General features: G+C 72.3%; 11 protein-coding genes. 7 read left to right on the top strand and 4 right to left on the bottom strand.

Annotated elements, in window-relative coordinates; all coding sequences use genetic code 11:
• Positions 1-32 precede the first annotated feature (32 nt).
• The 3 genes from ACZ7LK_RS26195 to ACZ7LK_RS26185 all read left to right on the top strand — a co-directional run bounded on the left by ACZ7LK_RS26195 (position 33) and on the right by ACZ7LK_RS26185 (position 4,094).
• Positions 33-557, top strand: a complete 525-nt coding sequence (locus tag ACZ7LK_RS26195) for a hypothetical protein (protein WP_471143728.1) — start codon at positions 33-35, stop codon at positions 555-557.
• 284 nt (positions 558-841) lie between these two features.
• Entirely contained in the window at positions 842-2,464 is a 1,623-nt protein-coding gene (locus ACZ7LK_RS26190) for a trypsin-like serine protease (RefSeq protein ID WP_471143727.1), read from the top strand.
• A gap of 88 nt (positions 2,465-2,552) precedes the next feature.
• On the top strand, positions 2,553-4,094 hold the full coding sequence (locus tag ACZ7LK_RS26185) for an FG-GAP-like repeat-containing protein (protein ID WP_471143725.1): 1,542 nt from the start codon (positions 2,553-2,555) through the stop codon (positions 4,092-4,094).
• A gap of 46 nt (positions 4,095-4,140) precedes the next feature.
• Here ACZ7LK_RS26185 and ACZ7LK_RS26180 read toward each other — a convergent pair whose 3' ends face one another.
• On the bottom strand, positions 4,141-5,136 hold the full coding sequence (locus tag ACZ7LK_RS26180; protein ID WP_392277274.1) for a LysR family transcriptional regulator: 996 nt from the start codon (positions 5,134-5,136) through the stop codon (positions 4,141-4,143).
• Positions 5,137-5,206: 70 nt separating this feature from the next.
• Here ACZ7LK_RS26180 and dapA point away from each other — a divergent pair, with 70 nt between their 5' ends.
• Positions 5,207-6,130, top strand: a complete 924-nt coding sequence (dapA, locus tag ACZ7LK_RS26175) for a 4-hydroxy-tetrahydrodipicolinate synthase (protein ID WP_392277273.1) — start codon at positions 5,207-5,209, stop codon at positions 6,128-6,130.
• Between the two features lie 257 nt (positions 6,131-6,387).
• Complete coding sequence (locus ACZ7LK_RS26170; RefSeq protein WP_471143723.1) at positions 6,388-8,076, top strand: serine/threonine-protein kinase; 1,689 nt, start codon at positions 6,388-6,390, stop codon at positions 8,074-8,076.
• 68 nt (positions 8,077-8,144) lie between these two features.
• On the opposite strand, the gene ACZ7LK_RS26165 is transcribed toward ACZ7LK_RS26170, so the two are convergent.
• A complete protein-coding gene (locus ACZ7LK_RS26165; protein ID WP_392277271.1) occupies positions 8,145-8,582 on the bottom strand; it encodes a GNAT family N-acetyltransferase in 438 nt (145 codons plus the stop codon).
• 158 nt (positions 8,583-8,740) lie between these two features.
• Between ACZ7LK_RS26165 and ACZ7LK_RS26160 the strand changes: the two genes are divergently transcribed.
• Positions 8,741-10,303 (top strand): FAD-dependent oxidoreductase, encoded by a 1,563-nt coding sequence (locus ACZ7LK_RS26160; protein ID WP_471143720.1) that lies wholly within the window; start codon positions 8,741-8,743, stop codon positions 10,301-10,303.
• A gap of 226 nt (positions 10,304-10,529) precedes the next feature.
• On the opposite strand, the gene ACZ7LK_RS26155 is transcribed toward ACZ7LK_RS26160, so the two are convergent.
• The gene (locus ACZ7LK_RS26155; RefSeq protein WP_392277316.1) at positions 10,530-11,501 is read right to left on the bottom strand and encodes an arabinan endo-1,5-alpha-L-arabinosidase; all 972 of its coding nucleotides are present in this window, start codon (positions 11,499-11,501) and stop codon (positions 10,530-10,532) included.
• A 602-nt stretch (positions 11,502-12,103) separates the two neighbouring features.
• Here ACZ7LK_RS26155 and ACZ7LK_RS26150 point away from each other — a divergent pair.
• Positions 12,104-13,618, top strand: coding sequence for a peptidase M16 family protein (locus tag ACZ7LK_RS26150; RefSeq protein ID WP_392277269.1), 1,515 nt, complete (start codon positions 12,104-12,106; stop codon positions 13,616-13,618).
• 276 nt (positions 13,619-13,894) lie between these two features.
• Here the strand turns inward: ACZ7LK_RS26150 and ACZ7LK_RS26145 are convergent, their stop codons facing one another.
• Positions 13,895-14,725: a pectate lyase gene (locus tag ACZ7LK_RS26145; RefSeq protein WP_392277268.1), complete on the bottom strand. Its 831-nt coding sequence runs from the start codon at positions 14,723-14,725 to the stop codon at positions 13,895-13,897.
• Positions 14,726-14,786: the final 61 nt, after the last annotated feature.

Below are 14,786 nucleotides of genomic sequence, written 5' to 3'. Positions count from 1 at the left end.
TCTTGCGCCGCGTCCTTCGAAGGGAAAATCTCGTGATACTTGGCGTGCGTAAAATGATGCTCGCGGGCGTCGTCGGCACTGTGTTGACGCTCACCGGGCTCTCGGCGCTCACCTCGGCGAACGCCGCTCCACGGACCGCGCCGACGGCCCTGGCGGCCGCGAACGGAGCAGAGGCGGAGCCGCCCTTCGCCGTAGAGGACTTCACCTACCCGGACGCCGAAGGGATTCTCAAGGAAAAGGGAATCCGGCTGCACCGCGGTGACGGTCGCATCACCTTGACGGAGTGTTCCGCCCCCCATCAGATCCAGGTGTGGACCCTGCAGAACACCGAGGGCCGGTACTGCTTCAGCACGTCGGGAAAGACCGGATATCTCAGCCTCGAAGTCGATCGCGTCCACGCCATCCGGACCGACGACCGTGCCGTCCGGGCCAGTCTCACGGCGGAGGGGAAGACCACGACCGTCGATGTCCCCAAGGACGACTACAAGCCCGTGGGTGAGGGCGACGAAAAGGACCCCCGCCCCGCGGTGCTCGTGGAACTCCGGGTGACGGGCTGAGGCCTGCCTGCGCTTGCGGTGCCCTTCCGCCGCCAGGCCGGCCCTCCGCCCCTAAGAAGGGCACTCATCCGGCCGCCGGTGCCGCCGGTGCCGCTCACGGGCCCGTTGGCCCCGCCCACGACAAGAAGATCACGGCGCTCGCCGAGCCCGAGTCGTCTCCTGGCCCCCGCCTCCCGACGGTGCCCCGTGTCTCGCGGGACCGTAACGGGGCGGTGTGCCGTTGCTGCTCGGTTCGGCGCTCTCCGGCTCGGCTCTCCCTTCCACTCCCTGCAGAAGGAATGCTCATGTTCGATACGCGTCCGCGGCGTCCGTGGATGGCGGCCGGTCTCACGCTCGCCATAGGCTTCAGCCTCCCCTTCGCCATCGGCTCCGCCCACGCCACCGTCGGGTCCCCGGACACCGGTACGTACGCCTACACGGCCCAGCTCACCATCGGCGACGAGGCCCACGCCCGGGGGTGCTCGGCCACCCTGATCGCCGCCGACTGGCTCCTGACCGCCAAGAGCTGCCTGGGGACGGACGCCACCGCCGGGGCGTCGAAGCAGCCGATCAAGGCGACCGTGGGCTCGACGACCTACCGCGTCACCGAGCTCGCTCCCCGTACGGACCGGGATCTCGCCCTCCTGCGCCTGGACCGGCTCGTCACCGACGTCACCCCGGCCACGCTCGCCTCCGCCGCTCCTGCCGCCGACGCCGCGGTCACCGCCGCCGGCTACGGCCGCACCAGGACCGAGTGGGTCCCCGGCAAGGTGCACACGGCCTCGTTCAAAGCCTCCGCCGGTACCGCCACCACCCTCACCCTCGACGAAGCCGGGCCGGGCGGAACCATCTGCCAGGGCGACGCCGGAGGCCCCGTTCTGAACGCCGGCGGCGAACTCGTCGCCCTCAGCAGCCGCTCCTGGCAGGGCGGCTGTCTCGGCACCGACCCCGCCGAGACCCGCACGAGCGCCATCGCCGTCCGCACCGACGACCTGCGCGAGTGGATTCTCCAGACCCGTTCCCTGGCCACCGGCTGGAAGACCGAGACCCTCGTCCAGGCCGGCAACACCGTCTACCAGGGCATCCGTCTTGCCGGTGGCGACTGGACAGGCTTCACCGACGTCCAGAGCAAGGCCGGTGACATCGGTGGCATCCGCGCCGCCGCCTCCGCCGGCATCAATGGCGACACCCACGTCCTCGCGATCAGCAAGGACGCCCGCCTGTTCCACACCATTCGCAAGGCGGACGGAACATGGGGCACCTTCGGCGACGTCGGCGCGGTCGCCGGCCGTCTCGGCAACCTCACCCAGGTCTCCGCCGTCTCCATCGGCAACGACCTCCACGTCGTCGCCCTCGCCGACGGCAAGATGTTCCACACCGTCCGCAATGCCACCGGCCACTGGACCAGCTTCGGCGACATCGCCGGCGCCGTCGGCCCGATCGGCCAGGTCACGGCCGCCGCCACCGCCAGCGCCGGCGGCCAGCTCCAGGTCACCGCCATCAGCGGCGGCAAGGCCCACCACACCATCCGCAACACCGCCGGTCAGTGGACCAAGTGGGGCGACGTCGCCGCGGCCGTCGGCTCCCCCGTCGGCCCCATCACCTCCGTCGGCATGGCCGGTACCGCCAACGACGCCCACATCGTCATCGCCACCGACAACGGCACCCGCCAGTACCACGCCATCCGCAACGGCAACGGCACCTGGACCCCCCTCGGCGACCTGAAGGGCATCCTCGGCACCGTCACCGCCACGTCCGTCTCCGCGGCCGCCGTGGACGGCGAACTCCAGCTCGCCGTCACTACCGCCGACAACAAGGCGCTGCACACGGTCCGCCACACCGACCGCACCTGGACCGCCACCAGCCAGGTCGACCTCCGGGGTGTCCCGGCAGTGCCCGGCGCCATCGTCCTTACCGGCACCCTCTGACACCCGCGCCTTGCCCGCTGCCCCTGGCGTCTCCGGGACATCAGGGGCACCAGGCGCCCGTCGCGGGGCCCATCGTGAAGGAAAGCCCATGACTGATACCCGTCCGCGCTCGGTGCGGATGACCTGCCTGCTGGCCACGGCCACCGCGGTGGCCGCAAGCCTGGTCTCGGCGGCCCCCGCCCAGGCCCTCGCCGGTTCCGAAGCCCCGTCCGGTCAGTACGCTTCCGTCGTCAAGGTCGACATCGGCGACGAAGCGAACAGCCGGGCCTGCACCGGCACGCTCGTGGACGAGTGGTGGATCGTCACCGCCGCGAGTTGCTTCGCCACGAGCGCGGGCGGGCAGGTCCCCGCGGGGAAGCCCGCTCTGCCGGCCACCGTGACCCTGGCCGGCGGGGAGACCCGCGAAGTCACCGAACTCGTTCCCCGCGCCGAGCGCGACCTGGTCCTGGCCCGTCTCATGCTGCCGGTCAGGGGCGCGACCACGGTCAAGGTGTCCGCCACCGCCCCGGCCCCCGGTACAAGCCTCAACTCCGCCGGTTTCGGCCGGACGAGGACCGCTTGGGTGCCGGGCAAGGTCCACACCGGTACCTTCACCCTCGACTCCGCGGACGCCACCACGCTGGCGATCACCGGCAAGGGAACCGACGCCCTCTGCAAGGGAGACACCGGCGGTCCCCTCCTCGACACCGCGGGTGAACTCGTCGGCGTCAACAGCCGATCGTGGCAGGGCGGCTGCCTGGGCACCGACCCGGCCGAAACCCGCACGGGTGCCATCGCCGCCCGCATCGCCGACCTCGCCCAGTGGATCACCAAGACCACCGAACCGCGGCGTTCCGCCGCCGCGAACGAGGCCGGCGGCGCCGACCAGATCCGCTTCGCCGACTGGGACGGTGACGGCAAGCCCGACTACATCAGCATCGCCGCGAACGGCAACGTCAGCGTCTGGCTGAACCGCGGCCCCAACGCCTGGGCGGGCATCGGCCGGGTCGCCAGCGGTACCACCACGGACCGCTCGCGCGTGCGTCTCGCCGACTACGACGGTGACGGCAGGGCCGACTACTGGGTCATCAACCCCAACGGCTCCGTCAACGTCCACATCAATCGCGGAGGCGATGGCGGCGGCGGTTGGCAGAACCGGGGCATCATCGCCTCGGGCATCACCAGCAAGCACGATCAGGTCCGCTTCGCCGACTGGGACGGCGACGGCCGCTCGGACTACCTCACCATCCTCGACGACGGCAGCGTCAGCGTCTGGCTGAACCACGGCGACAACGCCTGGGCGGGCATCGGCCGGGTCGCCAGCGGCACCACCACGGACCGCTCGCGCGTGCGTCTCGCCGACTACGACGGTGACGGCAGGGCCGACTACTGGGTCATCAACCCCAACGGCTCCGTCAACGTCCACGTCAACACGGGCGGGGACGGACACGGTGGCTGGAAGAACCTCGGCCAAGTCGCCTCGGGAGTGGCCACCGAACACGGCCGCGTCCACTTCGCGGACTTCGACGGCGATACCCACGCCGACTTCCTGCTGCGCGGCAGTGGCACCAGCACCGCCTACAGTGCCTGGCTCGGCAACGGCAGCGCCAACGCGTGGAACGGCATCGGACAGATCGCCAGCGGCGTGTAACCGTCCCGGGACGGCAGGCGGGTCGGAAAGCCCGCTCAGCCGTACGTCACGGACCTGACGGCGCCCCGGGGACGGGCTCGTCCCCGGGTTCCGGGGTGTTGCTTCCCGGCGAGGCGGCACCGCCCATGGCGCTCACCGCGGTCCGCGCGGCGGCCACGAACGCGGCGATCGCCGGGTGCGTGCCGCCGCCCGCGCGGTAGGCCACCCGGGAACGGCGGAAGAGGGGCAGCCGGATCAGGACCACGCCGTCAGGTGCGTGGTCGGTGGCCATCTCCGGTACGAAACCGACGCCTTGCCCGATCGCGGCCAGTGCCAGGACCGTACGGAAGTCGTTGACCTGATGGCGGATGCGCGGCTGGAAGCCGGCCGCCTGACAGGCGCGTACGGCCATCGCATGCCCGGTCGTACCGTCCCGCGCCGTGATCCACGGGGACGCCGCCCACGGTCCGAGCAACTCCGCCAGCGTGCCACCGCGGGCGGCGGGACGGGCGGCCTCACCGGGGTCGCCGGCGGCACCCGTGGCCAGGAACACCGGCTCCTCCAGCAGCGGCACCTGCTCGACCGTGGTGTCCGGCGACGCGGGGACGAAGTCGTAGTCGTGGACGAGGGCCACGTCGAGCTCGCCGGCGCGCAGCCCGTCGGAGACCCGAGCCGAGTCGATCTCCCGCACCATCGGTTCCAGCGCCGGGTGCCGCAGGGCCAGTTCGGCCAGCGCGGCGGGCACGATCGCGGGACCGCCGGAGGGGAACGTACCAATCCGCAGCGAGCCGCCGATGCCCTCGCGCGCCCCGGCCAGCTCGCAGACCGCCCGCTCAAGGCGTTCGAGAACGGCGTCGGCGTGGGCGGCGAGGGTGCGCCCCGCGGGCGTGAGCACCACCCGTCGGCCACTCCGCTCCAGCAGGGGTACTCCCGCCTCGCGCTCGAGCACGCTCAGCTGCTGTGAGACGGCCGAGGCGGTGAAGGACAGGGCCTCGGCCACGGCCGCGATGGTGCCGCGTCGGTCCAGTTCACGCAGCAGGTGGAGGCGTCGCACATCGAGCATAAGGACAGCTTACGCATGAGCCAAGAAACCTGAACTGGTTCTACTGCATCTGGTCGTCCAGGCTGGTCGCATGAAGACCGACGTCACACTCCACGGCCTGTACGTCCCCCTGGTGACACCGTTCACCGACGACCTGCGCCTTGCCCCGGACGCGCTCGCCCGCCTCGCCGACGAGGCACTCTCCGGCGGCGCACAGGGACTCGTCGCCCTGGGAACGACCGCGGAGGCGGCCACACTGACGGCCGAGGAGAAGCAGACCGTGATCCGCGTCTGCGCGGCCGCATGCCGAGCCCACCGCGCTCAGCTGATCGTCGGCGTCGGCACCAATGACACGGCCGCCGCCATCACCACACTTCGCCGGCTCGCCGAAGGCGGCGAGGTCACCGCGGCCCTGGTGCCCGCCCCGCCCTACACCCGGCCCGGTGAGGCGGGAACACTGGCGCACTTCACCGCGCTCGCCGAACACGGAGGCCTGCCGCTGGTCGTGTACGACATCCCCTACCGCACGGGCCAGCCCCTCAGCCCCGGCGCGCTCCACGCACTCGCGCACCTGCCGGAGGTCGTCGGCGTCAAGTACGCCACGGGCGCGATCGACGCCGCCACGATGGAACTGCTCGGCCGGCCGGCTCCGGGCTTCGCGATCCTCGGCGGCGATGACGCCGTCATCTCACCGCTGCTGGCCGCGGGCGCCCAGGGCGGCATCCTGGCATCGGCGAACATCCGCACCGCGGACCACGCCGAACTGATCGCCCTGTGGCACCGCGACGCCACCGGCCCGGCCCGCCGTCTGGGAGCCGAACTGGCCCGGCTGTCCGCCGCGCTCTTCGCCGAGCCGAACCCGACCGTGATCAAGGCGGTCCTGCACGCCCAGGGCCGCATCCCCACCCCGGCCGTCCGCCTCCCGCTGCTGGCCGCCTCCCCGGACGTCGTCCACCGGGCGCTGAACGTGTGCGCGGCCCGCACCCATCGGACCGGTGACGAGACCGTGTCGTAACACCGCCCCCCTGGGCGTCCGCCCGCAGCAGAAGGAAGCCGACCCCGCCCAGCGTTTCCGACCCGCACCGGCGGCGCTCCGTGCTCGGCGACGGCCGGCCGAGGGCCGGCGGACGTCCGACCGAGGTCCGGCCGACACCGTGCGGTTCGCCCTCACCGGGCCCTTTCCTCATCCCCTCCGCGTATCCTGCTGGCCGCCCGCGGGATCCGCGGGTGCCGTCGCCCCACGGGTGGGACGGCAGGAATGGGGGAGGGCACGTGAAACCGGTGGAGGCGACGGACCCGGCTGCCGTCGGGGGATATCCCATCCTGGCCCGCCTGGGCGCCGGGGGCATGGGCCAGGTCTATCTGTCCCGTACGACGTCCGGACGGCCGCTCGCGTTGAAGACCGTTCGCCCGGACCTGGCCCAGGCCCCCGACTTCGAGGCGCGCTTCGCCCGAGAAGTACGCAACAGCGACCTCGTCCGCTCGCCGTTCACCGTCTCCGTGATCGACTTCAGTCCGCCCGGCCACCGCCCCCAGTGGCTCGCGACCGAATACGTCCCCGCCCCGTCGCTGGCCGACTGGGTCGTGGCACACGGCCCGCTCGCGGCGGTCGCCCTCCGTGCGCTGGCCGGCGAACTGGCCGCCGCCGTCGCGGCCGTTCACGCCTGCTCGCTGGCGCACCGGGACATCAAGCCGTCCAACATCCTCCTGGGCAGGAAACGGCCCATGCTCATCGACTTCGGTATCGCGCGGGCGGCGGACGACTCACGGCTCACCCACAGTGGCGGCGTCATCGGCTCTCCGGGCTACCTGGCCCCCGAGCAGGTCTCGCGAGGCATCGTGACCGAGGCCGGTGACGTCTTCTCTTTCGGCTGCGTCCTCGTGTTCGCGGCGACCGGACGCAGCCCGTTCCAGCATCCGGGCGAGGAGGTCTCGGCGGCCTCGCTGCTGTACCGCATCGTGCACGAGCAGGCCGACATCCATGATGTGCCGCCGGATCTGTTGCCCGTCGTGAGACGCTGCCTGGCCAAGCAGCCGGAGCAGCGTCCCACCAGCAGGGAACTGACCGACCTGCTGCCCCGCCCCTCCGGCTCGACCTGGGCCAAGACCCTGCCGGCCGGGCTCGACGACGAACTCGCGGCCCGCGAGACGGAGATGACGCGCCTGATCACGGCGCCCATGGCGCCCATGCCCACGGCACCCCGGGGCACGACGGCTGCGGCACCGCCCGCCCACCCCGCCGCCCTGCCGCCCGCCCCGCCCGCCACCCCGCCGGCTCCGGCTGTGGCCGGCCCCGGCGGAGTCTTCGGACCCCCGCCCTCTCCCGGGGCGAATCCCGGCAGGCCGTCGGGCGGATGGCCCGCCGCCACCGGTACCAGCGGGCCTACGGCATCCACGTCACGCACCGGGTGGCTCGCTGCCGCCGCCGCAATGGCCGTCACCCTGACCCTGGCCGTGTGGCTGTACCCGTTCGACGGAGACGACGACCGGACGGGAACGGATGCGAAGGACGGCGGGCGCCCCGCGCCTTCCGCCTCGGCGACCGTGCCGACGCTGCCGCGCGAGTGGGCGGGGGTCTGGACCGGCACCGGCCCGGGCAACCCTCGTGCCGATGGGCGACTCGCGCCCCGTACCACGTCGTTCACGGTCACCCTGACCCTGCACGCCGCCGCTGTCGGCGAACTCGCCGGCAAGCAGGTCAGCAACGTCACCGAGGCCGGCACGCGACGGGAGGTGGGCTGCACCGAAGCCCTCGAACTGCGGGGCGTACGGGGAGCCACCGTCACCCTCGAGGCGGTGACCAGCCACCCCACCGACCGCTCGGCCTCCCTCCTGACCTGCGAGAAGGGCCACCTGTACGTCGTCGAGCTGTCGGACGAGGACACGATGACCCTCGGCGAAGAGGGCGCCCAGTCCGCGGGCGCCCCCTCCCGCCTCCACCGCAGCACCGGAACCCGATGACCTCTTCATCCGGCTGACCGCGTCACACCGGCGCCCGCTCCATCGCTCAGGCCGGTGACCGGGCCCCGTCAGGCCAGCTCGATCTGGTAGCGCAGGAAGCCGCGGTTCTCGGCGACCTTGTCGTAGAGCCGCCGCGCCGTCGCGTTGGACTCGTGGGTGTTCCAGTACACCCGGACGCAGCCCTGCTCGCGCGCCCAGTCCGCCACGGCGGCGATCAGCGCCCGCGCCACACCCCGGCCCCGCACCGCCGGGTCGGTGAACAGGTCCTGGAGGTAACAGACGTCCGGGCCGGAGGTGTTGGCGTGCACGAAGAAGTGCGTGATGCCGACGACCCGGCCGTCGAGCCGCGCCACGCGCGCGTGCATCCGCGCCCCCGCCAGGAACTCGCCCCAGGCCCGCTCGTACATCGCGGGCGGCTCGACCCGCTGGTAGAAATCGATGTAGGCGCGGAACAGCGCTTCCCAGGCTTCCCGGTCGGCCGGCTCGGGCTTCTCGATGGTGATCATGCCGCCACTGTCGCACGGACCCTCCCTGACGTCACAGAGCGCGGACGGCCCGCTTCCCGTCCCCCCCTCGCGCGGCCGCCCCCTTGACAGCGCGGCCCGTGTTGTGGCTGGTCAGGGCGGTGAAAAGGCCCTTCTGACCCTCCGTCATAGTGGGCGCCATGGACTATGACGTAGTGGTGGCCGGAGCCGGCCCGGTCGGACTGATGCTGGCCTGCGAGCTCCGGCTCGGAGGCGCGCGGGTGGCCGTCCTGGAGCGCCGCACCGAAGTGGACCCGACGATCAAGGGCGGGGCGATCACCACGCCCAGCGCCGAGGCGCTCTACCGCCGGGGCATGCTGCCCGCGCTGGCCGAGGTGCAGCGGCAGACCATGGACCGCTTCCAGGCGTTCCTGCGCGAGCGGAACGGCGGGGACACAGGCGGTGCCGCGGGCCAAGGGCTCGAGTTCGTCGGGCACTTCGCCGGAATCATGCTGCGCGCCGACCTGGTCGACCGTACGGCGCCGGGCCTCGGCGACGCCGGACCCGCCGCCGAGATCGTTTTCGTGGCGCAGCAGGACATCGAGCGGCTGCTCGCCGGGCGGGCGGACGAGCTCGGCGCCGACATACGCCGGGGAGAGGAGCTGACCGGCTTCGACGCGGACGAGGAGGCCGTCACCGTGCGGACCGGCCACGGGACCCTACGCGCCGGCTGGCTCGTGGGCTGCGACGGCGGCCGCAGCGCGGTCCGCAAGCTCGCGGGGTTCGCATTTCCCGGTACGGACCCGGAGATCACCTGTCACCAGGCGGTCGTGGAGATGACCGGCGCCGAGGACCTGAAGGTCGGCTGGACCGCCACGGACACCGGGGTGTACGCCCACGGGCCGATGCCGGGCCGCATCGTCACCGTGGAGTTCGACGGCCCGCCGGCCGGCCGGGACGTGCCGGTCACCACCGAGGACCTCCAGGCGCGGCTGCGCCGCGTGTCCGGTGTGGACGTCACGATCACCAGGGTGCGGACCGCGACCCGCTTCACCGACCACGCCCGTCAGGTCACCGAGTACCGCAAGGGCCGGGTGCTGCTGGCGGGCGACGCGGCGCACGTGCACTCCGCCTTCGGGAGCCAGGGGCTCAGCCTGGGAATCGGGGACGCCATGAACCTCGGCTGGAAGCTCGCCGCGGTGATCGGCGGCCGGGCGCCGGAAGGGCTGCTGGACACCTATACCTCCGAGCGGCACCCGGTCGGCGCGGGGGTCCTGGACTGGACCCGGTCCCAGGTCGCGGCCATGCGCCCGGACCCGCAGTCCCGGGCCCTGCGCAAGATCGTCAGCGACCTGGCGGCCACGGTCGTGGGCACCACGTACTTCACCGCACGGCTCAACGGTGCCGGAGTGCGGTACGAGCTGCCGGGCGAGCATCCGCTGATCGGCCGCAGCACTCCGGACCTCGAACTCACCGACGGCGGCCGCCTCGCGGACCACCTTCACGGCGGCCGGGCCCTCCTGCTCGACCTCACCGACGACCCGGAGCTCCGGGCCCTCGCCGCGGGGTACGCCGACCGCGTCGACACCCTGACGACCGGCTGTCCGTCCCGCCCGGAACTGGCGGCGGTCCTCGTCCGTCCGGACGGCTTCACGGCCTGGGCGGCCGACGCGGGCGCGCAGGCACCGGCGTCGACGGCCGAGCTGGCGGAGGCGCTGGAGGAGTGGTTCGGCGTGCCGGAGGGTGCGGTGACGCCGGGCTGATCCGCGGCGCTGCCGACCGACTCGAACCCCACCACGGCGGCCGCACCCGGCTCCGGCGCATCGGGCCGAAACCGTCGGGGACGTCGCCCGGCCGCTGGACCGACCAGTGACCAGTACGACGGCCCCAGCCACAGAAGTACCTCTGTGGCTGGGGTCCACCTCCGGGGCCCGGGCGCCGCACAGGCGGTCCTGCGCGAGCAGCCGCCTTTTCGACGCCGAGCGCCGGTCAGTACGCGGTGGGCCAGCCACCGCTCCACTTCAGCAGGTTGATCCCGAGCTTGGGAGCACCCTTGTCCTTGCCGTCGTAGTAGTGGTAGACGAGCAGGTCCTTGCCACCGTCGGACATGATGTCCTGCCCGCCCGGGCCGATCACGGATCCGTGTGACGACATGACCACGGTGCCGCCGCCGCGGTTCATCGCGACGCCGTTGCGGTCGTAGTAGGGCCCCGTGGGCTTGGTGGCCCGGCCGACCTTGATCTTGTACGTGGAGGTGGTACCGCTGCAGCAGGTGTCGTACGAGGCGAAGAGGTAGTAGTACCCGTTCCGCTTGACCACGGTCGGGCCCTCCACCGCCCCCGGCGCCGTGGGGCGGGAGGCGAGCGAGTGGCGGGTGGTGTCCCCCGCGTACTGCTTACCGGTCTTCGGGTCGAGGCGGATCATCTTGATCCCGCTCCAGTGGGAGCCGAAGACCAGCCACCACGTGCCGTCGCCGTCGACGAACAGGTCGGGGTCGATGGCGTTGTAGTCGCTGCCGGACGTGGAGGAGTGGACGATGCCCTGGTCCTTCCAGCTGCCCGGCTTGCCGGTCGTGGAGGTGGCGAGGCCGATGGCCGAGTTGTTGGAACGGAATGTCGAGACGGAGTAGTACATCAGGTACCGGCCGCCATGACGGGAGAGGTCGGGTGCCCACGGGTCGTTCTCCGGCGAGTAGCGCGACCACCAGCGGGGCGGCGTGGAGAAGGCGTTGCCGTTGCGGCTGAAGGCGACGCGGTCGGTGGAAGTGCGAACCTCCAGGTGGCCGTGGGTGGAGTGGAGCAGGTAGCGCCCGTCCGGCGCGCGGAGCATGGTCGGGTCGTGGACGACGACGTCGCCGGTGACCTTCCCGGGGCCGGGGTAGGGGGAGGCGCTCGACGGCACCGCCGCGGCCTTCGGCTGCGCGTCCTCTCCGAACGCTCCGAAAGCCGTGCCGTAGGCCATGACCCCGGCGGCGGCCAGCGCCAGCGGGATTCCTGACAGCAGGGCCGTCTTCCTTCTGCGGTGCCGCGCCTTGCCGTGGCCGTGCAGCTCAGTCATGCGTGCTTTTCCCAATCTGTACATGCGTGGGGGGCGCCTGTGAGGAACGGCGCTGCTCGACAGTTGCCGCCGAGTCGAGGAGGGTTGCCGTCCCGTCGAAATACGTGCCTCCGGCCGCTGCCCCCGCTCCCCGGCACCGCCCCGGGGCGGGAGGCAGCCCGCCCCGGGAGGCGGCCGGTAGAGTCGGTGCGGTACGAAGAACCTGCTCAGGCTCAGGGAGTGGCGTGTGAAACGTCCCCGGATGCCGGCGGAGCGGGGGTTCGCCGCTGTCCACACCCGAGCGGGCGCCGTCCGCGTCTCGGCGGCGGCTCGCTGCGCAGGCAATGTCCTGCGAGACGACCGATCGACAGCGAGGTGTACGGGATTGGGCCGGCGTGGCCCGGCCGGTTTCGGGAAGGCGCACGACGCCGATCCGCTCGCCGCCTGCTTCGATCGCTCCGGCCGGCAGGCGTACGGCCGACGACCTGCGCGAGGGCCCCGCGCGGGCTGTCGGTAGAGTCGGGCCCATGCAGCGTACGACCGTCGATGGTGTCACCGTCCTGTGGGCTCCGGGCCCGGCTCCGCTCGGCGCGGCGCTCACCTTCGGGTGCGGGGCCCGGGACGAGACCTTCCGTACCATCGGGGTCACCCACCTCATCGAGCACCTGGTGATGAGCACGCTGCCCCGGCTGCACCACGAACACAACGCCTCCGTCGACCTGGAGGCCACCCGGTTCACCGCTTCCGGACGCCCGGACCAGATCACCGACTTCCTGGCAGCGGTCTGCGCCGCCCTGTCCGACCTGCCGCTGGACCGGATAGGTCACGAGGCGGGCGTTCTCACCGCCGAGGCGTCCTCGGTCACGTTCCCGGCCGCCGCCTTCCTGCTCAATCAGCGGTTCGGTGCCCGAGGGCCCGGCCTCGCGCCGTACATAGGGCCCGGATACGACCGGCTGTCCGCGGACGCCGTCCAGGCCCACGCTGCCGCGTACTTCACCCGCGCGAACGCCGTCCTCCAACTCACCGGCCCCCCGCCCGAAGGCCTGCGGCTACCGCTGCCCGAGGGCCGGCCGCCGCACCGCACGGCCCCCGCCGCACGTACCGGCGCGTCCTGGGACGAGGCGGCGATCGAGGGCGCCGGCATCACGCTGGCCACGCCCTTGGGCTCACCGGCCGCCGCCCTCGGCCTCGCGCTCCTCGAACACCGGCTCACCGCCGTCGCACGGCACCACCGCGGCCTGAGCTACGCGGTCCAGGTCGAGTCGAGCCTGCGCGACGAACACACCACGGACGCCGTGCTCTCGCTGGACTCCCGCCCCGGGCACGATGCCGAGATAGCGCGGCTGCTCTGGCAGGAAGCACTGCGCCTGGGCCGCGAACTGCCCACCGAGGACGAGCTCACGGAGGAGATCGAGGGTTTCCGGGAGAGCTACGAGGACCCGCGCGCCGTCCAGGCGGAACTGGACCTGGCGGCCTGCTGCGAGCTGTTCGGACTGCCGCCACGGGACGCCGCGGCCCGGCTGGCCGGCTTGCGCTCCGTCACGCCCGAGGATGTACGCGCGTGCTTCGCGCGGGCGCTGGCCACCGCGAAGCTGGCCGTCGCGCCGGGCGTCGAGCCCCGGTTGACCACCCTCGACGGCCGGCCGCTGCCTCGCGGTGGCTGCTGTGAGCCCGGCGAACCGCCCGTGGGCGAGGTGTTCCGGCCGCCCCTGCTGGCGCGCGCGAGGTACGGCGCTGCGCGCCGGTCCCGGCTGGTACTGACCAGCGACGGCGTGGCGGAGGTCGACGGGGACGGGCGACCGCACCGCATGCCCTTCGGCGAGATCGTCGGCGTGGAAAGGGACGGTGACGACCGCACCCTCTTCGGGGCGTCCGGTTGCCTGATCGAGCTGTCGCCCCAGAAGTACAGCGGCTGCGGCAAGGCCATCCGAGCGGTGGACGCGGCGGTGCCGGCCGGCCTCGCGTACGAGGTCTCGGACCTGACGCCGCAGGAACGCGAGGAGACGCAGCGCCCGAGCCCGGGCCGGCCGCCCAGGACGTGAACGCGGGCCACTGGACCTCTGATCCGTGGCGCGGAGGAGGATCACTCGGGTTCGGCAGCATGGTCCCGGCGCCGGGCGCCGTGAAGGGTGCGCGCCGTGGTGCAGTGGCTGGGCCGGACCGGCGGCTTGCCGTGAGGAAGTCGTGGACGGTGCCCGAGCGGCGTGGCGATGGAGCGCGACCGGCCGGGTGACGGTGGCGGTGGCGGTCCGGGAGACGGCGGTGCGGCGCCGCCGTACGGTGGCGACGGCGCCGACGTACGTCAGTCAGGATACGACTCAGTTGTACGTGATGTCCGATGCCGAGAAGCGGCACGCGGTGCCGTCGGGGCCACTGCCCAACTGGGTGGGCTCCTTGCCGGTGTTGTTGCCCTTGAAGCGCACGCAGGTCTTGATCTTCTTCTTCGCGTCGCCGTGGATCCGGATCTTCGACAACGTCGCGGTGTCGCCGTAGTTCTGGTTGATGCCGACGATCGACTTGCCCGGCGCGGTCACGTCGATGTCGCTCAGCACGATCGTGCGCTTGTGCTGCGTCTTGCAGTTGCCGCACGAGCGGACGAGCTTGCCGAAGCCCTCGACCTGGAAGCCGGTCACGGTGAGCTTGCCGGCCCCGTTGAACTGGAGGACCTTGTCATCGGCCTTCTTCGCCCCGCCACCGATGACGTTGTACGTCGCCGACGCCGACTTGCCCTTGAAGGTGGCGGCGTCCTCGCCGACGTCCAGCCACCACACGTTCCGCAGCGTGCAACTGCCCTTGCAGTGGACGCCGTCGGCGGCGGGCGTGCCGATGATGACGTTCTCCAGGACGGCGCCGTCGGCCAGCTCGAACAGGGGGGACTGACCCTCGTCCTGGCCGCTGCCGCCCAGGGCGCCGGTGCCGTAGAACTTCTTCATCCCGCCGTCGTACTCACCGGAGACCGGGATGGTCTTCGGCACCGGCTTGCTGCCGGTGTCGGAGGGCCAGGACGCGGCGGCCCCGGCCGGGGACAGCATCGTCGTGGTGACGATCGCCGCACCGGTCAGCCCGAGGGCGGCGGCTCCGCTGATCACGGCCCGGCGCGTGGTGACCCGGCGACGGTGGCGGACGCGCTGTTCAGTTCGTGCAGTCATGCCCATTCCTTGCGTGGGGAAGATCTTGCACCTTCTGGCCGCCACGGGTGGGAGAAAGGTT

Source organism: Streptomyces sp. NPDC039423, assembly GCF_055598725.1.
Note: the sequence above shows the minus strand (reverse complement) of the source record. Positions and strands in the feature narration are given on the sequence as shown.

Excerpts from the sequence above, each read along its gene's own strand:
- ACZ7LK_RS26190 (WP_471143727.1), top strand. The coding sequence starts at position 842 with ATGTTCGATACGCGTCCGCGGCGTCCGTGGATGGCGGCCGGTCTCACG.
- ACZ7LK_RS26185 (WP_471143725.1), top strand. The coding sequence starts at position 2,553 with ATGACTGATACCCGTCCGCGCTCGGTGCGGATGACCTGCCTGCTGGCC.
- ACZ7LK_RS26180 (WP_392277274.1), bottom strand. The coding sequence starts at position 5,136 with ATGCTCGATGTGCGACGCCTCCACCTGCTGCGTGAACTGGACCGACGC.
- dapA (WP_392277273.1), top strand. The coding sequence starts at position 5,207 with ATGAAGACCGACGTCACACTCCACGGCCTGTACGTCCCCCTGGTGACA.
- ACZ7LK_RS26165 (WP_392277271.1), bottom strand. The coding sequence starts at position 8,582 with ATGATCACCATCGAGAAGCCCGAGCCGGCCGACCGGGAAGCCTGGGAA.
- ACZ7LK_RS26160 (WP_471143720.1), top strand. The coding sequence starts at position 8,741 with ATGGACTATGACGTAGTGGTGGCCGGAGCCGGCCCGGTCGGACTGATG.
- ACZ7LK_RS26155 (WP_392277316.1), bottom strand. The coding sequence starts at position 11,501 with ATGGCCTACGGCACGGCTTTCGGAGCGTTCGGAGAGGACGCGCAGCCG.
- ACZ7LK_RS26150 (WP_392277269.1), top strand. The coding sequence starts at position 12,104 with ATGCAGCGTACGACCGTCGATGGTGTCACCGTCCTGTGGGCTCCGGGC.
- ACZ7LK_RS26145 (WP_392277268.1), bottom strand. The coding sequence starts at position 14,725 with ATGACTGCACGAACTGAACAGCGCGTCCGCCACCGTCGCCGGGTCACC.